The following is a 21,058-nucleotide window of genomic DNA, read 5'->3' as shown; positions in this document are numbered from 1 at the left end:
CCGTGGCGCGAACCCGCGCGGCGGCGGACCATCGGAACATGCCTACCCGACCCGCTCCCCGCCCTCGCAGCGCCGCGACCGGCCCGGTCGTCGGTCTCGTCGTCCTCGTCGGGGCGCTCGCCGCCTGCTCCGGCCCCGGCCCGGGCGACAAGGACGTCGAGTACGACTCGCTCGACGCGCTCCACCACGCCGCCACGTCCGCCGGCCTCACGTGCCTGTCGTTCACGACCGAGAGCACGGACAGCGACGACGTCGAGCTGGGCGCGTGCGACGACACGACGCTCCTCGCCGTGTTCGCCGACGGGATCGCCGAGGACGAGTTCCTCGCGCTCCTGCCGCGTCAGCCCACCGAGGAGGGCGAGGCCGCGCTCGCCGGGCCGAACTGGGTCGTGCTCGGCGACACCGGCGACCTGCTCGAGACCCAGGCGGGCATCGGCGGGCAGTTCCTCACCGACGAGTGACGCGGCGTCAGCCGCCGCCCGCCATCTGCCGCTGCGCGAACACGAGCCCGGACGGGAGCGCGGTCGCGGCCATGGCCCACGTGTGCGTCTGACCGGGCTCCTCGCGGAGCTCGACGGTCTGCCCCTGGTCCTCGAGGTCCTGCGCCATCCGCCGCACCGTGGTGAGCGCCTCCCGCGGCGCGTCCTGCCCGGAGTCGAGGAAGACCGGCATCGGGTGCGTGAACGTCATCGTGGGCAGGTACGTCGTCGGGGTGTTCGCGTCGATCTCCGCCTGCGTCGAGAGCATCGTCCGTTCCGGCCCGGGGCCCGGGTTCCCGTAGGGCTCGATCGCGAGGATCGCCCCGTACAGGTCGAGGTTCCGCAGACCCACGTTGAGCGCGCAGAACCCGCCGGACGACATGCCGCCGAGGACGCGGTGCTCGCGGTCCGCGACCGTCGGGTACGTCGCGTCGACGGTGTCGACGACGGTCGTCGTCAGGTACGTCTCGACCTGCTCGCCGCCCGTCGTCGAGTCGAGGCACTCGGTGTCGAGCCCGCCCGGCCCCGTGCCGTTCACGGTGGGGGCGACGACGATCATCGGGTCGACGAGCCCGCGCCGGATGAGCACGTCCATCGTGCGCGGCACCCGCCCGGCGGCGAACCAGCTGCTCGGGTCGTCGGGCGACCCGTGGATCAGGTACACGACCGGGTAGCGGGTCGAGCCCTCGGGGTCGAACCCCGGCGGGAGGTACACCCAGGCGTCCTCGTCCGCGATCTGCTCGGCGGCCGTTCCCGGGATCGCGAGCGTCCGCACCTGGCCCCGGTGCGCGCCGCCCGGCGCGTCGGCCGACAGGTCGGCCAGACCCAGCGCGACGAGCTGCACCCGGACGCCCCCCCACGTCGGGACGTAGCCGGAGTAGGCGTTGGCGCCGACCGCCAGGCCCAGCACGAGGGACAGCGCGCCGAGCGCCGCGAGGGACGCCGTCGCGACGCGCGAACGCCACGGCCGGCGCGGGTCCTCGCCCCGGGCCCGCCGCGCGCGCCGCGCCCGGGCGCCGCGCCGTGCGCGCACCACGGCCCACGCCACCGCTCCCGCCCCGAGCACCGTCAGCACGACGGCGACCGGGTAGCTCGTCAGGTACGTCTCGGCGGGCTGCAGCTCGCGCAGCACGGCCGCGGGCAGGGCCGGGTCGGTGTCGGGGACGGGGAGGCCGGTCGCCACGGTCAGGACCGGCGCTGCGGCTTCACGAACGGGAAGGCGAGCGTCTCGCGGATCGACGCCCCGATGATCGTCATGTAGATGCGGTCGACGCCGAGGCCGAGCCCGCCGGTGGGCGGCATCGCGAACTCGAGCGCCGAGAGGAAGTCCTCGTCGATCTCCATGGCCTCCGGGTCGCCCGCCGCCGCGAGGAGCGACTGCTGCGTGAACCGCTCGCGCTGGTCGATCGGGTCGATGAGCTCCGAGTACGCGGTGCCGAGCTCGGCGCCGAACGCGACGAGGTCCCAGCGTTCCGCGAGGCGCGGGTCGCGGCGGTGCACGCGGGTGAGCGGCGACGTCTCGACCGGGAAGTCGGTGTAGAACGTCGGCTCGACCGTCTGGCCCTCGACGAGGCGGTCGTACATCTCGTTGACCACCGCACCGTGCGTCTCGTCCTCGCCGACCTCGATGCCGAGCCGGGCGCACAGGGCGTGCAGCTCCGCGTCGGGGGTGTCCGGGGTGACCTCGGCGCCGACGGCGCGCGAGACGGCGTCGTGCACGGTGACGACGGGCCACTCGCCGTCGAGCCGGACCTCGCTGCCGTCGGGCCGACGCGACACGGCGTCGCCGTGCACCGCGACCGCGGCCGCGACGACGAGCTCGCGCGTGAGGTGCCGCATCGTCGTGTAGTCGCCGAACGCCTGGTACGCCTCGAGCGACGTGAACTCGGGGTTGTGCGTCGCGTCGGCGCCCTCGTTGCGGAAGTTGCGGCCCAGCTCGAAGACGCGCTCGATGCCGCCGATCGCGAGCTGCTTGAGGAACAGCTCCGGGGCGATGCGCAGGTACAGGTCCATGTCGTACGCGTTGATGTGCGTGCGGAATGGGCGCGCGTTCGCGCCCCCGTGCACGCGCTGCAGGATCGGCGTCTCGACCTCGATGAAGCCGCGCTCGACGAGCGACGAGCGCAGCGAGTGCACGGCGGCGGAGCGGCCGCGGAGCGTCACGGACGACCGCGTGTCGAGCGCGAGGTCGACGTGGCGCAGGCGCATGCGCGTCTCCGGGTCGGCGAGCCCGCGGAACTTGTCCGGCGGCGCCTTGAGCGACTTCGACGCCATGACCCACGACCCCGCGTGCACGGACAGCTCCCCCGTCCGGCTGCGCGCGACGGTCCCCGTGACGCTCACCTGGTCCGCGAGGTCGACGACGCGGCGCCAGAGCGCGAGGTCGGCGGCGCCGTCGGCGGTGAGCATCACCTGGCGCTCGTGGTTCTCCTCGCGCAGGACGGCGAAGACGACGCCCCCGAGGTCACGGAGCCGCACGACGCGCCCCGAGACGGACACCTCGTGCCCGAGCAGCAGGTCGTCGACGTCGGCGAGCCGGTGCGTGCGCGGCACGGCCACGGGGTACGCGGGCATGCCGGCCGCCGCGAGCACGTCGAGCTTGGCGCGGCGGGCGCGCTCCTGGTCGGTGAGCCGCCGGGTCGGCACGTCGAGCGCGAGCAGCGCGTCCTCCTGCTCGCGCACGGCGGCGCCGAGCGCGGCGTCGGCCGTCGCGACCTGCTGGCTCCCGGTGCCGCCGCGCGCGCCGGGCCACTGCGGCACGAAGCCCTCGGCCTGCCCCGCCGCGAGCGACACGGACGTGAGCTGCGCGGGGGCGGCGTAGCAGAGGTAGCGCGTGCGCCAGCGCGGCTCGTACTTCTGGTTCGAGCGGTAGAGCTGGTCGAGCTGCCACCAGCGCGACGCCGTGAGGACGAGGCGGCGCAGGAAGCGCTGGAAGGGGCTCGCCGCGACCGACTCGCCCTGCTCGATCAGGCCGCGGAACATCGCGAAGTTGAGCGAGACCCGGTCGATCGCCATGCCCGCGCCCTCGCTCGCGAGCGTCGAGATCATGAGCTCCGTGACGCCCGGCACCGCGTCGGGCGACCGGCGCATGTAGTCGAGCGAGACCCCCTTGCGGCCCCACGGGACGAACGTGAGCAGGCCGCGCGGCGCGCCGTCGCGGTCGTGCGCGGTGACGACGAGCACGCGCGGGTCGCGCGGGCTGCCGAGGCGCTCCAGGGCCATCGAGAAGCCGCGCTCGTCCTCGCCGTGCCGCCACGCGTCGGCGGCCTGCGCGAGCGCCGCGAGCTCGTCCGCCGGGATCTCGCGCTGCCGTCGCAGGCGCACGGTGTACCCCTCGCGCTGGGGCCGCGCGACGGCGTGCCGCACGGGCCGCATCGACGGCGACGCGAGGTCGAAGGACCGCGTCTCGACGATCGCCTCGTCACCCATCGTGAGGACGGCGAGCCCGGCGTCGCGGTAGGCCCGCGCGCCCTTCTCGCTCGCCGAGAGCACGCCGGGCGCCCACCCGTGGCGCCGCGCGTACGCGAGCGTGCGCTCGATCGCGTCGGGCCACGACGCCGGGTCCCCGAGCGGGTCGCCCGCGGCGAGCAGCACGCCGCTCACCACGCGGTACGACACGGCGGCGCGGCCGTCGCCGGAGAAGATCGCGTCGCGGTCGTCGCGCGTCGCGAAGTACTCCAGCGAGTCGTCGCTCGGGTGCTCCAGGAGCAGACGGCGCACCGCGAGCTCCTCGTCCGGGGTGCGTGCGGCGTCGCGCGGACCGGTCCGCAGGAACACGAGCACCGCGAGCAGCAGCGCGGCGCCCGCGAGCAGGCCGCCGACGAGCGCGAGCCAGCCGGGCGCGCCGCCGTCGATGGCGAACGGCTCCTCGTGCGGCGACAGCCCGACCGAGACGCTCAGGGCCCACCCGAGCCGCGCCGACTGGTCGTCGAGGCTCGACGGCACGACCTGGAGCAGCGCCCACACGACGCCGGTCGCGACGGCGAGGCCGAGCACGAGGACGAGCGCCGCCGTCCACCACGCACCCCGGGCGATGCGGGCGGGGAACGCGTGGCGCGCGGCGACGAGCACCACGACGAGCACGAGCCCGACGAGCCCGCCCGCGTACGCCGTCCAGTGCACGTCGTCGAGCACGCCGGCCGCCGGGTCGATCCGGTCGAGCACGATCGCGAGCAGCATGACGAGCGCGGACGGGAGCTGCCAGACGAGGACCACGAACCACAGCGCGGCGCGGCGACGGCGCAGGAAGCCGCTCGCGACGAGCCCGACCACGACCGCGGAGAAGAGCGACGGGTACGACGGCACGTTCGTGACCGACAGGACCTCGGCGACCGGGCGCTCGGCGTGGTGCGCGACGGGACGGAGGATCAGCGCGACGAGGAGCCACACCGCGTAGACCTCGAGGATCCGGCCGCCCCAGCGCGCGACCGTCTCCGCCCAGGGCGACGCGACGGCGGGCGGCGCTGGAGCGCGCCGTCCGCCGTCCGGGGTGGGCGTCTCGCGCCCGACGGTGCTGGTACCCGTCACGTGGTCTCCTCCGGGTCGCGCGGTGCGCGGGCGGGCGCCGGCGCGGGCTGCGTCGGCGGGTTGACGAGGACGTCGTCGGCGGTCTGCCGCTCCGCCGCGGTACGACGGTCCCACGTGGGGCGCCGCAGCGCGTAGAAGAGGAGCGGCGGGCCGCCGAGCACGACCACGACCCCGGCGACCACGATCGGGTAGGCGGTCTCGGAGAGGCCGCTGAAGCCGGACGGCCGGACGAACGCGAGCACGAACGCGGCCGCGCACGCGACGAACCCGAGCCCCGCGACGAACCGCATCGCGGGCGTGCGGTAGGTGCGGACCACGTCGGGCTTGGTGCGCCGCAGCCGGATCGCTGCGGCGAACATGAGCATGTACATGACGAGGTACAGCGCCGCCGCCATGTCCACGAGCGCGATGAACGCGGTGTTGCCGTTCGGCACGAGCACGAACAGCAGCGCGAGCAGCGTGACGATCCCGCCCTGCACCGCGAGGATGCCGACCTGGACCCCGGCCTTGTTGCGGCGCTGGAGCGCGGGCGGCAGCAGGCCGGTCCGGGCCGCGGCGAGCAGGCCGCGCGACGGCCCGGCGATCCACGTGACGACCGACGCGAACGCCCCGAGGGCGATGAGGAGCGAGATGACCGGGGTGCCCCAGCTCATGCCCCAGTGGTCGAAGAACGCCTTGAACGCGAGGTTGATGCCGTCGGTCACGCCGAGCGTCGACTTCGGGACGGCCACGGAGATCGCGAGCGTCGGGAGGATGAAGACCACGAGGATGAGCACGGTCGCGATGGCGATCGAGCGCGGGAAGCCCCGACCGGGGTTGCGCAGGTCGTTCGCGTGCACCGCGTTGACCTCCATGCCCGCGTACGCGAGCACGTTCGAGACGATGAGCACGATCGACGCGATCCCGGTCCACGGCGGGATGACGGCGGACGCCTCGAGCGTCGTCTCCGAGCGCTCGCCGGTGCCGAGCCAGACCGCGCCGAGCACGATGAGCAGGACGGCGGGCAGGATCGTGCCGAAGACGCCGCTCCACGAGCCGACCTTGGCGAACAGGTTGCCGCCGGCGAGCGTGATGAGCGTCGACCCCCAGTACAGGACGAGGATCACGACGGCCGTGTAGAGGCCGTTCTGCGTGAGGCCCGGGTCGCCCACGACGAACGACAGGCTCGCCGCGATGAACGCGATCTGCGTGGGGTACCAGACGACGTTCTGGATCCACTGGAGCCAGATCGCGACGAACCCGGCCCGCTCGCCGAACGCCTCGCGCACCCACGTGAAGACGCCGCCCTTCCAGCCGGTCGCGAGCTCGGCCGCGACGAGCGCCGTCGGGACGAGGAAGAGGATCGCCGGGACGATGAAGAGCGTCACCGAGCCGAGCCCGTACGACGCCATCGCCGGCAGCGAGCGCAGCGACGCGACCACCACCACGGTGAGCATCGCGAGCTGCACGACCGACATGAACGTCGTCGCGCCCGCGGCGGGCGCCCCGATGGCGGGCCCCGCGTGGCCCGGCGGCTGCCGGGAGCCGGGCGACCCGTACGGGTGCGCCTTGACGTGCGCTGCCGTCGGCGCGTGCGTGCCGTCGGCCCGGACGTGCGGTCCCGAGCCTCCGGGCGGATCCTGTGCTGCCCCCTGTGCCATGGTCCGTCCTTCCCGCGGTCGTCCGGGTCAGTGGTGGAAGTTGGAGCGCTGGCCCTCGGTCGGCATCGGGCCGGTGAGGGCGTCGAGGAGCGCGACCTCGTCGCGCAGGTCCGCGAGGAACGCGGACGCCAGGTCGTGGCTGAAGCCGTTGCGCACGACGACGCGCTGGACGGTGAGGTCCGTGAGGTCGTCGGGCATGGGGTACGCGGGCACGAGCCAGCCCTTGGTGCGCAGCCGCTCCGACAGGTGGTAGAGGTCCCAGTTCTTCGTGTGGCCCTCGCGCAGGCGCCACGCGAACACGGGGATGTCCGAGCCGTCGTTCCACAGCTCGAACGCGGGCATCTTCGCGATCTCGCCCGACAGGTAGAGGGCGACGTCGCGCGACGTGCGCTGCACGGCCTCGTAGCCGGTGCGCCCGAGGCGCAGGAAGAGGTAGTACTGGAGGAGCACCTGCGCGCCGGGGCGCGAGAAGTTGAGGGCGAACGTCGGCATGTCCCCGCCGAGGTAGCTCACGCGGAACACGAGGTCCTCCGGCAGCGACTCCGTGTCGCGCCAGACGACCCACCCGAGGCCCGGGTAGACGAGGCCGTACTTGTGGCCCGAGGTGTTGATCGACGCGACGCGGGGGACGCGGAAGTCCCACTCGAGGTCGGGCTGGAGGAACGGCGCGATCATCGCGCCCGACGCCCCGTCGACGTGGATGGGCACGTCCAGGCCCGTGGACTCCTGGATCCGGTCGAGGGCCGCCGCGATCTCGGCGACCGGCTCGTACATGCCGGTGTAGGTCACGCCCATGATGGCGACGACGCCGATCGTGTTCTCGTCCACGTACGTCTCGAGGTCGTGGCCGTCGAGGACCTTGTGGTCCTCGGAGATCGGGACGTAGCGCGCCTCGACCTCGAAGTAGTTGCAGAACTTCTCCCAGCACACCTGGACCGCGCTCGAGAGCACGAGGTTCGGGCGGTCGGTCGGCTTGCCGGCGGCGCGGCGCGCGTGCTGCCAGCGCCGCTTGAGGGCGAGACCGCCGAGCATGCACGCCTCGGACGAGCCGATGGTCGACGTCCCGATGGTGTGCTCCGGGTCGGGCGCGTGCCACAGGTCGGCGAGCATCGTCCAGCACCGCGTCTCGACGGCCGCCGTCTGCGGGTACTCGTCCTTGTCGATCATGTTCTTGTCCGCGGCCTCGAGGTACAGCCGCGCGGCGTGCTCGTCCATCCACGTGCCGACGAACGTCGCGAGGTTGAGCCGCGCGTTCCCGTCGAGCATCGCCTCGTCGTGGACGATCTGGTACGCCGTCTCCTGGAGGGACTCGTCCTCCGGGAACCGGAACTTGGGCAGCGCCGTCGCCTCCCCCGGCCTGGCGAAGATCGGGTTGAGCTCGACGACGTCGGGTTCTCCGGTGTGCCTCTCGGCCCGGCGCGTGTTCGTGACCATGTCCGCCCCCTCGGGTTGGTGTGGCCGCGGACCTGCGGCCGCTCTCTCGACGGTACGACCGTGATCCCGGGACCGCCTCTGGGCGGGTGAGATAGGCAACACCTGTTGCTTAAGTGATTGCCTCGGCGTAACGTCGAGGACGACGCAGCGCACGGCACGACGCGGAGGAGGTGGCCGTGGACAAGCGCACCGCCCGCACCGCCGCGGCCCTGCGGACCGCGATCCTCGCGCTCGCCGCGGAGCAGGACGTCACCCGGCTCACGGTGTCCGCCGTCGCGGCCCGCGCGGGGATCAACCGCGTGACGTTCTACGACCACGCGTCGAGCCCGTCCGAGCTCCTCGCGCGCGTGCTCGGCGCCGAGCTCGACGCGATCCGCGACCGGTTCTTCGCCGACGTCCGGGCCGCCGAGACGGCCGACGACGTCGCCGCCCGCTCCCGCGAGGTCGTCGACCACTGGAGCCGTGCGCTCGTCGTGCACGTCGAGGCCCACCTCCCCGTCTACGAGCGCGCGCTGGAGGGCGGCCTCAGCGCGCCGCTGTTCCGGCTGCTCGCCAGCCACGTCACCGGCACGCTCGTCGAGCACCTGCACGCCCACCCCGGACTCCTGCCGTCGGCCCCGGCCGGCACCCCGGCGGGACTCCCGGCCGAGCCGTCGGCGGGAGCCACGACCACCGCGACGGCCGACGTCGCGGCGCGCGCGTTCGCGACGTACGTCGGCTTCGGCACGGTCGGCGCGCTCGAGGTGTGGCTCGCCACGCCCCCTCCCCGTGACCCCGGGCTCTTCCCGCGGGTCGCCCGAGACGCCCTGCCCGCCTGGTGGACCACGCCGTCGCCCTGACGAGCCGTCCCCTCCGCCGGTCGACCGCGGTCCCCGGCGGGCAGGTCCGCACCACCCGCGCGACGACGCCCCCGCTCACGAGGCGGGCCGACGCCGCCGTGCCCTGCAAGGAAAGGAGCCCCACTATGGGCAGCACTCCCGGAAGGGTGCAGAACAAGGTCGCGATCGTCACCGGCGGCACCGGCGGCATGGGCGTCACGAACGCGCGCGCGCTCGTCGCCGAGGGCGCGAAGGTCGTGGTCGCGGACCTCGACGACGCGAAGGGCGAGGCGCTCGCGCGCGAGCTCGGCCCCGACGCCCGCTACGTGCACCTCGACGTGACGAGCGAGGACGAGTGGGCGTCCGCCGTCGCAGCCACGCTCGACGCGTTCGGGCGCGTCGACGTGCTCGTCAACAACGCGGGCATCGCCAACGGCGGTCCCATCACGGAGTTCGACGTCGCCGCGTGGCGCCGGATCATCGACATCAACCTCACCGGCACGTTCCTCGGGATCCGCGCGGTGTCGCCGATCATGGCGAAGGCCGGCGCGGGGTCGATCATCAACATCTCGTCGGTCGAGGGCATGCGCGGGAGCGCGGGCCTGCACGGCTACGTCGCGTCGAAGTTCGGCGTCCGCGGGCTGACGAAGTCCGTCGCGCTCGACCTCGGCCCGTACGGCGTGCGCGTCAACTCGGTGCACCCCGGGTTCATCTCGACGCCCATGACCGCGTCGCTCAACCCGGACGACCTCCTCATCCCGCTCGGCCGCCCCGCGGCGCCCGAGGAGGTCTCGCGCATGATCGTCTTCCTCGCGAGCGACGAGGCGTCGTACTCGACGGGCTCGGAGTTCGTCGTGGACGGCGGCCTCATCGCCGGCGTCCCGTCGAAGAAGGGCCACGGCCAGCTCTGACCCGGCCGCGGCGGGCCCGGTCGCGACGGGCCCGGTCGCTCAGTGCACCGCGGTCGCGCACGCGACGCAGGTCCGCGCCGTCGGGCGCGCCTCCAGGCGCCCGGCGGCGATCTGCTGTCCGCACCCCGCGCAGACGCCGTAGGTCCCCGCGTCCAGGCGCGCGAGGGCGGCGTCGACCTCCTCGACCCGCGCGGCCGCGTCGCGCGCGAGCGCGTCCACCTGGGCGCGCTCGAACGCGATCGTCGCGCCGTCGGGGTCGTGCTCGTCGTCCGCGTTGGAGTCGCGCGACGCCTCGACGATGCCCGCGACGTCGGCACGCAGCGCCCGCAGGCGCTCCGACGCCTCCGTGCGCACGGCGAGCAGCCGCTCGCGCGCGGGCCGCGGGTCGAGCGGGTGGCCGGGGTCCTCGGGTGGTGTCGTCATCACCCTCCCCAACGCTCGGGACGGGGTGAAACCGTCCCGGACGGGGACTCCTGCCCACGTCCGCCGCATGACAGCGGCGGTCCGCGATGGAAGAGTGGAACCGCCCGGCCACCCCGGGGCCACCGCGCGGACTCGCCCTCGCGGTGGGCGACCGACGGCGAGACCACGGGGGTCGGCATGAGCACGGTCGTCGTCTTCGAGGAGTTCGGCGGGCCCGAGGGCCTGCGGGTCGACGACGAGGAGGTCGGCGCTCCCGGCCCCGGCCAGGTGCGCGTCGCGAACCGCGTCGTCGGCGTCAACCCCGCGGACCTCAAGCGGCTCGCCGGCGCGTTCGGTGGCCGCGTCCCCGGCGTGCTGGGGTTCGAGGCGGCCGGGGTGGTCGACGCCGTCGGGCCCGACGTCCCGGACCTCGCCCCCGGCGACGAGGTCGTGTGGCACGGCACGGGCGCGCAGCGGGAGCTCTCGCTCGTCCGCGCCGACCACGTGCGGCGCAAGCCGTCGTCCGTCCCGTTCGACCAGGCCGCGGTCCTGCCCGTCGCGGCGGCGACCGCGTTCTCCGCGCTCGTCCAGGCCGACACGGGCGAGGGGGACGTCGTGCTCGTGCACGGCGCGAGCGGTGGCGTCGGGTCCGCCGCGGTGCAGATCGCGACCGCGCTCGGTGCCCGCGTCGTCGGGACGGCCTCGCCCGCGAACCACGACTACGTGCGCGACCTCGGTGCGACGCCCGTCGCGTACGGCCCGGGGCTCGTCGACGCGGTCCGCGCGCTGCCCGACGGGCTCGACGAGGTGAGCGTCGTCGTCGACCTCGTCGGCACGGAGGAGACCGTGTCCGCGACCGTCGCGCTGCTGGGCGAGCACCTCTCCCCCGCCGACGCCGACGACCCGCCGAGCGCCGTGACCGTCGTCGGGACGGACGCCTCGCGCGCCGCCGGGATCGCCGACAAGGTCGACGCGAAGGGCGCCCTCGACGAGGTGCTCGCGCTCGCGGAGGACGGGCGGCTCCGGGCGGAGATCTCGGCCCGGTTCCCGCTCGCCGAGGCCGCGGAGGCGCTGCGCCTCGTCGCCGAGGGGCACGTGCGCGGGAAGGTCGTCCTCGACATCGTGTGACGCACGGCCGCGGTCCTTTGTGACGCTGAGCACAAGCTCACCGCACGAGCCGCGGGATTCCGCGGCTCCCACCCCGGCTGCCCTTCAATCTTCTTGCGCCCCGCGTGCGCCAGAGTGTGGAATCGTTAGCATGCGTAAGCTTCTTGCCGCCACCGCGGCGCTCTCCTGTGCCCTCCTGCTGGCGTCCTGCGCCTCGCCGACCGACCCGGCGAGCGACGACGCGGCGACCACCCCCGCGACCGAGACCACGACCGAGGCGGCCCCCGAGGTCACGCCGACCGTCGTCGCCGTCACCACGACGTGCAGCACCTTCTACGGCGGCGAGTACTCCGCCGAGCGCCTCGTCACCGAGACGACGCCGCTGCTCGCCACGCCGGACGACGAGGACGCCGCCGCCGCGATCTACACGACGCGCGAGCGCATCGCCGCGGTGCAGAACTTCGCCGACCCGGAGCTCCAGGAGAACCTCAACGGGATCAAGGCGCCCTTCGAGGCCGCCGTCCAGGGCGAGACGGTCAGCACGTCGAAGCTCCAGGAGTCGCTCGACGCGTTCCGCGCCCAGTGTGTCGAGGCCGGGTACGCCTTCGCGTCCTGACGCCACGCGCCGCGGTCCGGACGGCCCGTCCCTCGTCGAGGGGCGGGCCGTCCTCGCGTCCGGGGCCTGCTCCCGCGTCCGGGGGCACGCCGGTGCCGGGCTCGCCGCGTCCTGAGGCGGGCGGCGAGGCGCCGCCCGGCGTGGGAGCATCCGACCATGCCCGTCGTCGAGTCCTCGCTCGTGGTCCCCGTCGACCCCGCGACGGCGTTCGCCGTCTCGCAGACGACGGGCGCCGTCCGCCTGCGCTGGGACCCCTTCATCCGCCACCAGCACTTCCTCGACGGCGCGACCGCGCCCGCGAAGGGCGTGCGGACCTTCACCCGGCACCGCAGCGGGCTGTCCATGGTGAGCGAGTACGTCTCGTACAACCCGCCGACCAACGTCGGCATGCGCATGGTCCGCGGGTCCTGGTTCTTCGAGAACCTCGCGGGCGGCTGGCGCTTCGCACCCGACCCGGCCGGCGGCACGCGCGCGACGTGGCGGTACAGCTTCCGGTGCCGGCCGCGCTGGCTCGCCCCGGTCGCCGAGCGCGTCGGGTCGTGGGTGCTCCAGCGCGACGTCGACCGGCGCATCGCCGGCTTCGCGCGCGGGTGCGCCGACCCGGTCGTGCTCGACGCGGTGCACGACGGCGCCTGACGCCCGCGCCCCCGTCCGCCGCCGCGCGGCACCCCGGGGCCACGCGACCCGGCACCCCGGGACGACGTCGCCCGGCACCCCGGTCGGACGCGGCCCGGCCGCGCGCGGCGTAGCGTGCGACGCATGGGCCCGCTCGACCGCCGCCGCCCCCGGGCGTTCCTCGCCGTGGTGCTCGCGGTGGTCGCGGTCGTCGGTTCCGTGGGCGCGACGCACGGCCAGCCCGGTGCCCGGCCGCTCGACGCCGCGGCGCTCGCGCTCCTCCTCGTGCCCCCGCTCGCCCTCGTGCTCCTCGTGCGGTGGCCGGTCGTCGCCGTCGTCGTGTCCGTGGGTGCCGCGGGCGCGTTCCTCGTCGCCGGGTACGCGTGGGGCCCGGTGCTCGCCGGTCCCGTGGGCGTGCTCGTGGGGGTGCTGCTCAGCGGGCCCGCGGTGCGCGCGCGCCGGGTCGCGTGGGGCGGGGCGGTGCTCCTGGCGGGCGCGGTGGTCACGGCGGCGGCGCTGCGCCCGGACGCGCCGCCCCCGGCGACGCTGCTCGGCGGGACCGCGTGGACCGTCGTCGTGCTGCTCGTCGCCGGGACGGTCCGCGACCGGTCCGCGCGCCTCGCCGCGGCGCGCGAGGCGGAGCGCGCCGCGCGCGCCGAGCGGGAGCGGACCGCCGTCGCCGACGAGCGCCTGCGGATCGCGCGCGAGGTCCACGACGTGCTCGCGCACTCGCTGTCCGCGATCACCGTCCAGGCGGGCGTCGGCCTGCACCTGCTCGACCGCGACCCCGAGCAGGCCCGCGGTGCGCTCACCGCGATCCGCGCCGCGAGCACCGAGGCGCTCGACGAGGTGCGCGCGGTGCTGGGCGTCGTGCGCGGCGACGCGGGCGACGACGGCGCGCCTCTCGCCCCGACGTGGGACCTCGCGGCGCTCCCCCGGCTCGTGCGGCAGGCGGAGGGCGGCGGCCTCGCGGTCGCGCTCGACGTCGACCCGGCCGCCGCGGGACTGCCCGACCGGCTCGCGGGCGTCGTCTACCGCGTGGTGCAGGAGTCGCTGACCAACGTGCGCCGGCACGCGCGCGGCGCCACGCGGGCGGACGTGCGGGTCGCGGTGCGACCCGCGCCGCACGGCGCGGTGACCGTGACCGTGACCGACGACGGCGCTGCCGCCGGCGCGGAGCCGGAGCCGGGCTACGGCCTGCGGGGCATGCGCGAGCGTGTCGAGAGCGTCGGCGGCTCGCTCTCCGCCGGCCCGGCGCCGTCCCCCTCTGGACGTGGCTTCCGCGTGCGGGCAGTCTTTCCCTGGCCGGGCTCGCCGCCCGGGCCGGGCACCGCCGGACGGTCCGACGCGGCCGACGACGCACCGCCGCAGCGCGAGGAGGCACCGTGATCGACGTCGTGCTGGCCGACGACCAGGCGCTCGTGCGGGGTGGCTTCCGCGCGCTCATCGACTCCGAGGACGACATGCGCGTCGTCGCGGAGGCCGCGACCGGCGACGACGCCGTCCGCCTCGCGCTCGAGCACCTGCCCGACGTCGTGCTCATGGACATCCGCATGCCCGGTCTCGACGGCCTGGAGGCGACGCGGCGGATCGTCGCGGACCGGGCGGCGTCGCACGTGCACGTCGTGGTGGTCACGACGTTCGAGCTCGACGAGTACGTGACCGACGCGATCCGCGGCGGCGCGAGCGGCTTCCTCGTCAAGGACACCGAGCCGGTCGACCTCGTCCGGGCGGTGCGCGTCGCCGCGCGCGGCGACGCGCTGCTCTCGCCCACCGTGACGCGGCGGCTGCTGTCGCGCGTCGCGGACGCGACGCGCGCCGTCGGGCCGGTGCGCGGTGTCGAGGAGCTCACGCCGCGCGAGCACGAGGTGCTCGTCGAGGTCGCGGGCGGGCTGTCGAACGAGGAGATCGCCGGGTCGCTCTTCCTGTCGGAGTCGACCGTGAAGACCCACGTCTCGCGGGTCATGGCGAAGCTAGGCGCGCGGGACCGGGCGCAGCTCGTCGTCGCGGCGTACGAGTCGGGCGTCGTCCGTCCGGGCTGGGCGGGCTGAGCCTCCGACCGCCGCGGGCGGCACCCGGGGACGAGCGAGGTCGGCACGCCCGGGTGACGACGCGGCGTCGGGCGGGCGCGAGCCTGGGGGTGCGGCCGGCGGACGGCCGCCCTCGCCGGGACCGGCGAGGCGCACCGACACCGGAGGTCGTCATGCTCACCGCACTCACCGGGGCCGCCGGCACGCTCCCCACGGACGCCGTCGCGTCGTGGGGGCACGCCGGCTGGGGGCCCGGGCCGTGGTGGTTCGTGTTCCCCCTGCTGTGGTTCCTGCTCTTCGCGTCCGTGGTCTTCCTCGTCGTCCGCCGCGCCCGGCGCGGCGGGGGCCCGGGCGGGTGGCGCACGTCCGGCCCTGACCCGGTCGCGATCCTCGGCGAGCGGTACGCGCGCGGCGAGATCGACGAGCAGGAGTACCGCTCGCGCCTCGCCGTCCTCCGCGAGGGCCACCCCCACCCCTGACGCCGAGAACGACGTTGCTGCCGTCATCCCGCGGACAACGGCAGCAACGTCGTGCTCGACAGCGAGGAATCGCCTGGTCGGCGTCAGGCGGAGGCGCCCACGCGCTCCTTGGTGCCCGACGGCGCACCCTCCCCGGCCTCGGCCGGCGCCGGGGACTCCGTGGTCGTCTCGGACGACGCGTCGTCGTCCTCGTCCACGAAGAGGTCCTCGGCCGTCGCGGCCTCGTACTGCTCGAGGTCGAGGATGCCCTCGCGCTTCGCCACGATCGTGGGCACGAGCGCCTGGCCCGCGACGTTGACCGCGGTGCGGCCCATGTCGAGGATCGGGTCGATCGCGAGCAGCAGGCCCACGCCCGCGAGCGGCAGGCCCACGGTCGAGAGCGTGAGGGTCAGCATGACGATCGCGCCGGTGAGGCCCGCGGTCGCGGCGGAGCCGACGACGGACACGAACGCGATGAGCAGGTAGTCGGTGATCGACAGGTCGATGCCGAAGATCTGCGCGACGAAGATCGCCGAGATGGCCGGGTAGATCGAGGCGCAACCATCCATCTTCGTGGTGGCGGCCAGCGGCACGGCGAACGACGCGTACTCGCTCGGCACGCCGAGGTTGCGCTCGGTGACGCGCTGCGTCACGGGCAGCGTGCCGATCGAGGAGCGCGAGACGAACGCGAGCTGGATCGCGGGCCACGCGCCGCGGAAGTAGCTCGAGATCTTCAGGCCGTTGGTGCGCAGCAGGATCGGGTAGACGACGAACAGCACGACCGCGAGGCCGACGTAGATCGCGACGGCGAACCACGCGAGCGACGCGAGCGACGTCCAGCCGTACGCCGCGATGGCGTAGCCGATGAGGCCGGCGGTGCCGATCGGCGCGAGGCGGATGATCCACCACAGCACCTTCTGCACGATCGCGAGCGCGGAGCGGTTGAACGCGAGGAACGGGTCCGCCTTCTTGCCCGACTTGAGCGCCGCGATGCCGATGACGAGCGCGACGACGAGGATCTGCAGGACGTTGAAGTTCACCGACGTCTCGGCGGCACCCGTGAGCGCACCGTCGTCACCGGTCGTCAGGCGGGTCGACGCCCCGAGGCCCAGCACGTTGCCCGGGATGAGGCCGGTGAGGAAGTCGAGCCACGTGCCGGTGCGGCCGGCCTCGTAGGCGTCGTCGACGGACACCGAGGCGTTCTGGCCGGGGTTGAACAGCAGGCCCAGGCCGATGCCCACGGCCACGGAGATCGCGGCGGTGATGGCGAACCACAGCAGCGTCTGACCGGCGAGGCGCGCGGCGTTGGTGACGGTCCGCAGGTTCGCGATCGACGCGACGATCGCGGTGAAGATCAGCGGCGGCACGACCGCCTTGAGCAGCGTGACGAACGACGAGCCGATCGTGTCGAGCGTCGTGGTGAGGCCGTTGGGGACCTCGCCCGCGGCGTCCTGCGGGCCCATGGCGAGGGCGAGGGCACCGAGCCCGACGCCGACCGCGAGACCGAGCAGGATCTGCACGCTGAACGAGGGGAACCGGCGCTTCTTCTTCGCGGGCGCGGAGGCCGGAGCCTGCTTCGCCTGCGGGTCGGCCTGCGGGGAGGCCGTCGAGGGGGTCGAGGACACGGAGGACCTTTCGGGGTGACGCGGGCGCACGAGCGCCCGCTCTCGGGAGAGGGGCTCGGGACGTCGTCGCGGGGCGCCGGCAGCAGCGCGGCCCGGGCAGGGACGCAGGCACGGAGGTAGCCAGCGGCCTGACGGGGGCGCGCCACGCGCGTCAGCGGCTCAGGTCGCGAGGCGACCCGGGGTCCTGACGGGTGTGCGGAGGCGGGGAGGCGTCAGCGGCGACGGGGGGTCAGCGACACAGCGCGCTGGCGACTCGACGGAGGTCGACGTCGCGGCGCTGGGTGAGCTGCCAGGCAGGCACGCTGACGAACACGGAGGTTCTCCCGGAACGGTGGGTTCTCGCTGGACGCGGGCATACGGACGCCCGCGGCAACCGATCATACCCGCTCGTGGACAACCGTCCGGCGGCCGGACCTATTCCGGCCGCCGGGGAGCGGCGGGCGTCAGGCGTTCGGCGCGTCGAGGAACGCGTGCATGAGCGGCCCCGCCGTCACGGCGCCGCCCTCGCCCGTCTCGACGAACACGGCGACCGCGAGGTCGCCCTGCGTCGCGATCATCCACGCGTGGGACTGGCTGCCGTCGCCGTACTGCGCCGTGCCCGTCTTTGCCCCGGGCTCGCCCGGGAGGTCCTGGAGGATCGACGCCGAGCCGTCCGTGACGACGCCGCGCATGAGCTCGCGCAGCGTCGCCGCCTCCTGCTCGGTGAGGGTCGAGGCGGGCTGCTCCTCGGCGACGGTCTGCACGTCCGGGTGGACGAGGACCGGCGCCACCGTGCGCCCGGCGGCGACGCTCGCGGCGACCGTCGCCATCGCGAGGGGCGACGCCTGGACCTTGCCCTGCCCGATCATCGACGCGGCGTGCTCGGTGCCCTGCGAGTCGGTCGGGACGTCGCCGAAGAACGCGGGCGCGCCGAGCTCGGACTCGACGCCCAGCCCGAGCGAGGCGGCGGCGTCGTGCAGCGCCTGCTGCGACACGGCCTCCCGCTGCCCGATCATCGCCGTGTTGCACGAGTTCGCGAACGCCGTGCGCAGCGGCACGTCGCCGAGCGCCGCCGTCGGGTAGCCGGGCACGTTCTGGAACTCGCGCCCCTCGACGGTCAGCGTGGGCGGGCAGGAGACGGTCGTGTCCGGGGTGAGTCCCGCGCGCAGCATCGCGAGCGTCGTCGCGACCTTGAACGTCGATCCCGGCGCGTACTGGCCCGTCGTGGCGGTCGAGAGCCCCTCGCCCGCGGTCGAGCTCGCCGCCGCGAGCACGGAGCCCGTCGAGGGCTGGATCGCGACGATCGCGCTCGGCCCCTGCCCGGCGAGCAGCGCCTCGGCGGCGACCTGCATGTCCGGGCGCAGCGTCGTGCTCAGCGGCACGCCGTCCACCGGCTCGACCGAGAACACCTCCGTCGGCTCCGCGTCCGCGTCCGCCTCGCCCGGCACGACCTCGATCGACAGGCCCGGCACGCCGCGGAGCTGCTCGTCGTACTGCCGCTGGAGACCGGAGATGCCGACCTGGTCGCCCGCGGCGACCGCGCCCTCCGACTCCTCGACGATCTCCGCCGTCGCGTCGCCCACGCGCCCGAGCAGGGGACGCGCGAACTCGCGCGTCGGGGCGAGGGGGATCGCGTCGTCGATGACCGCGACGCCCTCGATGCCGCGCGCCGCGTCGACGTCGACGCCCGCGGTGTCCTCCGTGCGGACGGTGATGGCCTCGACGAACGCCTTCTCCCCGGCGCCCGCGACGCGCTGCGCGTACTCCTCCGGGTCCAGCCCGACGACGCCCGCGAGCGCCCGCGCCGCGCCGTCCCACTGGGCGGAGCCCACGCGCGTCTTGTCGACGCCGATCCGGTAGACGGGACGGTCCTCGACGATGGGGACGCCGTCGGCGCCGAGGATGCCCGCACGGACCGCCGGCACGCGGCTCACCGCGAGCCGGCCGCCCTGGCCGAGCTCGGGGACGAGCACGTCCGGCTCCCACACGACGTCCCAGGCGCCCGGGCCGTCCTCTCCCTCGCCCGGCTCCGCGAACGTGAGCTCCGCCGTGGTGGTGTACTCCCAGGCCTGGTCGCCCGCGACCTCCCAGCGGTAGGCGAGCGTCGCCGTCGCGCGGTCGCCCGCGTCGTCGCCCTCCTCGTCGACGTCCACCGACTCCACCTCGACCGTGCGCTCGTACGGCGCGAGCGGCTCGAGCACCGCCTCCAGGTGGCCCTGGACGTCCTTCGCGGCGCCGTTGCGGAACTCCAGCGCGCTCACGTCGCCGGCCTGGAGGGCGTCGGCGAGCGCGGCTGCGGCGTCGGACGCCTCCGGGCGGTCGGGCGTGCACGCCGCGAGGGGCAGGGCGAGGACGGGGACGAGCGCCGCGGCCGTCGTCCAGCGGGCGGCCCTCCCGCGCCACCGGCCGTGCGTGCCGGACCGACCGTGGCCGTGCGCGACGCTGCTCACTCGTTGTGCTCCCCTGCTCCGTGCCGTTCGGGACGAGACGGACGCTACCCGACGGCACCGACGCCGCCGGCACCGACGGACGGACCGGCCCGGTTCGTCCGCCGCTTCTTCACCTCCCACAACTTCTCCCACGTCCTGCGGAGCCGCGACGCGCTCCCCTTCCCCGCACGCTCGCCCGGTCTTTGCGCAGGTGTGCGGGCGCGCGCCGCGATCCCGGGCTGATCCTGCGCTTTTCCTGAGGAACAGGTGCGCCAGAGTTGAGGAGGACTCCGTACTTTTCGAGTCATGACTCTCCACACCCCCGAGACGACCCCCGCCCCGCGCCGCGACAAGCGCCGCGCCTTCGCCGCCTTCGGGCTGGCGGCACTTGCCGTCGGCGGCATCGGGGCGGCGCTCACCAGCGCCGCCTGGACCGACAACGCGTTCTTCACGGCGCCCGCGACGGCCGCGACCTTCGACCTCCAGGGGTCGCTGGACGGGACCACCTGGAAGGACTCGTCCGACCCCGAGGCGATCGAGCTCGTCGTGCCGTCGGACGCGCTCGCGAACCTCCTGCCCGGCCAGACGCGCACGATCGACCTGTGGGTGCGCAACGAGAGCTCGGTGAAGGCCGCGCTCACGTCCAGCGTCCGCTTCGCCTCAGGCTCGACCTTCACGACGAACCCCTCCGCCTCCGTCTCCGGCCTCGCCACGACGCTCGACGCCGCCGGCGGCACGTCGAGCGACCAGTTCCGGCTCACCGTCACGGCACCGAGCGACTGGGCGCCGTCGAACCAGGGCGCCACCGGGACGCTCGTCGTCACGGTCTCCGCCACCGCGACGGCCTGACCCGACGCCGGACGCAGGAGGAGGAGAACCACCGATGCAGGTACTGCGGCGCGGGGCCGTCCTCGTCCTGTGGGTCCTCGCCGCCTTCGGGCTGGTGTGCGGGGCGGTGTGGGGCGCGACCGCGGCCGGCCTCATCAAGCCCCTCGTCGTGATCTCCGGCTCGATGGAGCCGGGGATCACGACGGGCGACCTCCTGGTCGCCCGGCCGGTACCGGCGGCCGACCTGGCCGTCGGCGACGTGGTCAGCCTGCCCAGCGAGCTGACCGGCGACCTGGTGACCCACCGCGTCGAGGCCGTCGAGCAGACGGGCGACGACCGCTACACCGTCAGCATGAAGGGCGACAACAACGCCTACGCGGACGCCCTGGACTACACCGCCTCGGGCGACGTCTGGAAGCCCGCGGTCCAGCTCGCCGGCTGGGGCACCGCGATCGTGCGCCTGACGACCCCCGCCGTGGCGGTCCCCCTCCTCGTCGGCCTGCTCGGCCTGCTCGGCCTCACCCTTCTCGTCCCGCCCGCACCGCGGCCCGCGCCGGTCCGCCGGTGACCGGCGCCCGGACCGGCCGGCGGACCGGCGCGACGGCCGGTCAGCCGGCCGGTCAGACGGCCGGGCGCCGCACGCTGAGCCTGCTCCTGGCGGTCCTGACGCTCGTGACGGCGTCGTGGTGGGGCGTCGCGCACGCGGCCGTCGAGCCCACGACGGCCGCGTGGACGGACCAGGCCCAGGCCGCCGCGCCCGTCTCCGCCGGCCGGTGGCAGACGACGACGGCCGGCACGTGCGTCGCGCGCGGCGAGGGACGCACCGTCCTCTCCGGCTGCACGGTCCGCTCGATCTCGTTCGAGACGTGGGGCGAGCCGGGGAGCCAGGTCCGCAACTACTACGTGGCCTTCATGGTGCCCGCGGGCACGCGGTCGGTGTCCTTCGACGTCGACCTCCGGGCCGCGACCGGCCAGGAGACCTCGTGGCGGTGGAGCGGCGCCCGCGTCGTCGCGGGGGGCCAGTTCACCCCGCAGCAGGGCTGGACCTGCGCGGACCTGCCGCGCGTGCGCGGGGAGGGCGCCGACTGGCAGAACCCGATCTACTTCCAGGTCGCCGAGCAGGGCGGCGGGGGCGCGTCGGCCTGCCCGTGACGGGCACC

General features: G+C 74.9%; 19 protein-coding genes. 12 read left to right on the top strand and 7 right to left on the bottom strand.

Annotated elements, in window-relative coordinates; all coding sequences use genetic code 11:
* The first annotated feature begins 38 nt into the window (after window positions 1–38).
* Window positions 39–461, top strand: a complete 423-nt coding sequence (locus tag HKK73_RS01200; protein WP_171467249.1) for a hypothetical protein — start codon at window positions 39–41, stop codon at window positions 459–461.
* Between the two features lie 7 nt (window positions 462–468).
* Here HKK73_RS01200 and HKK73_RS01195 read toward each other — a convergent pair whose 3' ends face one another.
* The 4 genes from HKK73_RS01195 to HKK73_RS01180 are packed head-to-tail and all read right to left on the bottom strand — an operon-like array spanning window position 469 to window position 8,080.
* On the bottom strand, window positions 469–1,662 hold the full coding sequence (locus HKK73_RS01195; RefSeq protein WP_171467248.1) for an esterase family protein: 1,194 nt from the start codon (window positions 1,660–1,662) through the stop codon (window positions 469–471).
* A gap of 2 nt (window positions 1,663–1,664) precedes the next feature.
* Window positions 1,665–5,006, bottom strand: coding sequence for a bifunctional lysylphosphatidylglycerol synthetase/lysine--tRNA ligase LysX (gene lysX / locus HKK73_RS01190; RefSeq protein WP_163186602.1), 3,342 nt, complete (start codon window positions 5,004–5,006; stop codon window positions 1,665–1,667).
* Entirely contained in the window at window positions 5,003–6,646 is a 1,644-nt protein-coding gene (locus tag HKK73_RS01185) for an APC family permease (RefSeq protein WP_137279940.1), read from the bottom strand. The genes lysX and HKK73_RS01185 overlap by 4 nt, the downstream gene beginning before the upstream one ends.
* A 27-nt stretch (window positions 6,647–6,673) precedes the next feature.
* Window positions 6,674–8,080, bottom strand: coding sequence for a glutamate decarboxylase (locus HKK73_RS01180; RefSeq protein ID WP_043658499.1), 1,407 nt, complete (start codon window positions 8,078–8,080; stop codon window positions 6,674–6,676).
* A gap of 176 nt (window positions 8,081–8,256) precedes the next feature.
* Here HKK73_RS01180 and HKK73_RS01175 point away from each other — a divergent pair, with 176 nt between their 5' ends.
* Window positions 8,257–8,919 carry a TetR/AcrR family transcriptional regulator gene (locus HKK73_RS01175; RefSeq protein ID WP_171467247.1) on the top strand — a complete coding sequence of 221 codons (663 nt, stop codon included), beginning with the start codon at window positions 8,257–8,259 and terminating at the stop codon, window positions 8,917–8,919.
* A 125-nt stretch (window positions 8,920–9,044) separates the two neighbouring features.
* The gene (locus HKK73_RS01170) at window positions 9,045–9,809 is read left to right on the top strand and encodes a glucose 1-dehydrogenase (RefSeq protein WP_114553411.1); all 765 of its coding nucleotides are present in this window, start codon (window positions 9,045–9,047) and stop codon (window positions 9,807–9,809) included.
* 39 nt (window positions 9,810–9,848) lie between these two features.
* Here HKK73_RS01170 and HKK73_RS01165 read toward each other — a convergent pair whose 3' ends face one another.
* The gene (locus tag HKK73_RS01165) at window positions 9,849–10,232 is read right to left on the bottom strand and encodes a TraR/DksA C4-type zinc finger protein (protein ID WP_171467246.1); all 384 of its coding nucleotides are present in this window, start codon (window positions 10,230–10,232) and stop codon (window positions 9,849–9,851) included.
* A gap of 177 nt (window positions 10,233–10,409) precedes the next feature.
* On the opposite strand from HKK73_RS01165, the gene HKK73_RS01160 reads away from it, so the two are divergent.
* From HKK73_RS01160 to HKK73_RS01135, 6 genes are all read left to right on the top strand, one after another.
* Window positions 10,410–11,339: an NADP-dependent oxidoreductase gene (locus tag HKK73_RS01160; protein ID WP_171467245.1), complete on the top strand. Its 930-nt coding sequence runs from the start codon at window positions 10,410–10,412 to the stop codon at window positions 11,337–11,339.
* A 130-nt stretch (window positions 11,340–11,469) separates the two neighbouring features.
* Window positions 11,470–11,934, top strand: a complete 465-nt coding sequence (locus HKK73_RS01155; protein ID WP_034655328.1) for a hypothetical protein — start codon at window positions 11,470–11,472, stop codon at window positions 11,932–11,934.
* 156 nt (window positions 11,935–12,090) lie between these two features.
* On the top strand, window positions 12,091–12,570 hold the full coding sequence (locus HKK73_RS01150; protein WP_061268360.1) for an SRPBCC family protein: 480 nt from the start codon (window positions 12,091–12,093) through the stop codon (window positions 12,568–12,570).
* A gap of 123 nt (window positions 12,571–12,693) precedes the next feature.
* The gene (locus HKK73_RS01145) at window positions 12,694–13,938 is read left to right on the top strand and encodes a sensor histidine kinase (protein WP_171467244.1); all 1,245 of its coding nucleotides are present in this window, start codon (window positions 12,694–12,696) and stop codon (window positions 13,936–13,938) included.
* Window positions 13,935–14,600: a response regulator transcription factor gene (locus tag HKK73_RS01140; protein ID WP_076403946.1), complete on the top strand. Its 666-nt coding sequence runs from the start codon at window positions 13,935–13,937 to the stop codon at window positions 14,598–14,600. Before HKK73_RS01145 ends, HKK73_RS01140 begins: the two co-directional genes overlap by 4 nt.
* Window positions 14,601–14,752: 152 nt before the next feature.
* On the top strand, window positions 14,753–15,058 hold the full coding sequence (locus HKK73_RS01135) for an SHOCT domain-containing protein (protein ID WP_114552566.1): 306 nt from the start codon (window positions 14,753–14,755) through the stop codon (window positions 15,056–15,058).
* A gap of 83 nt (window positions 15,059–15,141) precedes the next feature.
* Here the strand turns inward: HKK73_RS01135 and HKK73_RS01130 are convergent, their stop codons facing one another.
* The gene (locus tag HKK73_RS01130; protein ID WP_171467243.1) at window positions 15,142–16,662 is read right to left on the bottom strand and encodes a dicarboxylate/amino acid:cation symporter; all 1,521 of its coding nucleotides are present in this window, start codon (window positions 16,660–16,662) and stop codon (window positions 15,142–15,144) included.
* A 443-nt stretch (window positions 16,663–17,105) separates the two neighbouring features.
* A complete protein-coding gene (locus HKK73_RS01125) occupies window positions 17,106–19,091 on the bottom strand; it encodes a penicillin-binding transpeptidase domain-containing protein (RefSeq protein WP_171467242.1) in 1,986 nt (661 codons plus the stop codon).
* A 285-nt stretch (window positions 19,092–19,376) separates the two neighbouring features.
* Here HKK73_RS01125 and HKK73_RS01120 point away from each other — a divergent pair, with 285 nt between their 5' ends.
* The 3 genes from HKK73_RS01120 to HKK73_RS01110 are packed head-to-tail and all read left to right on the top strand — an operon-like array spanning window position 19,377 to window position 21,050.
* Window positions 19,377–19,919, top strand: a complete 543-nt coding sequence (locus HKK73_RS01120; RefSeq protein WP_085386826.1) for a hypothetical protein — start codon at window positions 19,377–19,379, stop codon at window positions 19,917–19,919.
* Between the two features lie 34 nt (window positions 19,920–19,953).
* Window positions 19,954–20,466, top strand: a complete 513-nt coding sequence (locus HKK73_RS01115; RefSeq protein WP_171467241.1) for a signal peptidase I — start codon at window positions 19,954–19,956, stop codon at window positions 20,464–20,466.
* Entirely contained in the window at window positions 20,463–21,050 is a 588-nt protein-coding gene (locus HKK73_RS01110; RefSeq protein ID WP_171467240.1) for a hypothetical protein, read from the top strand. The genes HKK73_RS01115 and HKK73_RS01110 overlap by 4 nt, the downstream gene beginning before the upstream one ends.
* Window positions 21,051–21,058 lie beyond the last annotated feature (8 nt).

The organism is Cellulosimicrobium sp. 72-3 (assembly GCF_013127315.1).
GTDB classification, from domain to species: domain Bacteria; phylum Actinomycetota; class Actinomycetes; order Actinomycetales; family Cellulomonadaceae; genus Cellulosimicrobium; species Cellulosimicrobium funkei.
This window is presented reverse-complemented; position numbering and strand designations above follow the sequence as displayed.

Coding starts and splice junctions, on each gene's coding strand:
- HKK73_RS01165 (WP_171467246.1), bottom strand. CDS start 10,232: ATGACGACACCACCCGAGGACCCCGGCCACCCGCTCGACCCGCGGCCC.
- HKK73_RS01145 (WP_171467244.1), top strand. CDS start 12,694: ATGGGCCCGCTCGACCGCCGCCGCCCCCGGGCGTTCCTCGCCGTGGTG.
- HKK73_RS01160 (WP_171467245.1), top strand. CDS start 10,410: ATGAGCACGGTCGTCGTCTTCGAGGAGTTCGGCGGGCCCGAGGGCCTG.
- HKK73_RS01115 (WP_171467241.1), top strand. CDS start 19,954: ATGCAGGTACTGCGGCGCGGGGCCGTCCTCGTCCTGTGGGTCCTCGCC.
- HKK73_RS01135 (WP_114552566.1), top strand. CDS start 14,753: ATGCTCACCGCACTCACCGGGGCCGCCGGCACGCTCCCCACGGACGCC.
- HKK73_RS01150 (WP_061268360.1), top strand. CDS start 12,091: ATGCCCGTCGTCGAGTCCTCGCTCGTGGTCCCCGTCGACCCCGCGACG.
- HKK73_RS01180 (WP_043658499.1), bottom strand. CDS start 8,080: ATGGTCACGAACACGCGCCGGGCCGAGAGGCACACCGGAGAACCCGAC.
- HKK73_RS01200 (WP_171467249.1), top strand. CDS start 39: ATGCCTACCCGACCCGCTCCCCGCCCTCGCAGCGCCGCGACCGGCCCG.
- HKK73_RS01185 (WP_137279940.1), bottom strand. CDS start 6,646: ATGGCACAGGGGGCAGCACAGGATCCGCCCGGAGGCTCGGGACCGCAC.
- HKK73_RS01120 (WP_085386826.1), top strand. CDS start 19,377: ATGACTCTCCACACCCCCGAGACGACCCCCGCCCCGCGCCGCGACAAG.
- HKK73_RS01170 (WP_114553411.1), top strand. CDS start 9,045: ATGGGCAGCACTCCCGGAAGGGTGCAGAACAAGGTCGCGATCGTCACC.
- HKK73_RS01155 (WP_034655328.1), top strand. CDS start 11,470: ATGCGTAAGCTTCTTGCCGCCACCGCGGCGCTCTCCTGTGCCCTCCTG.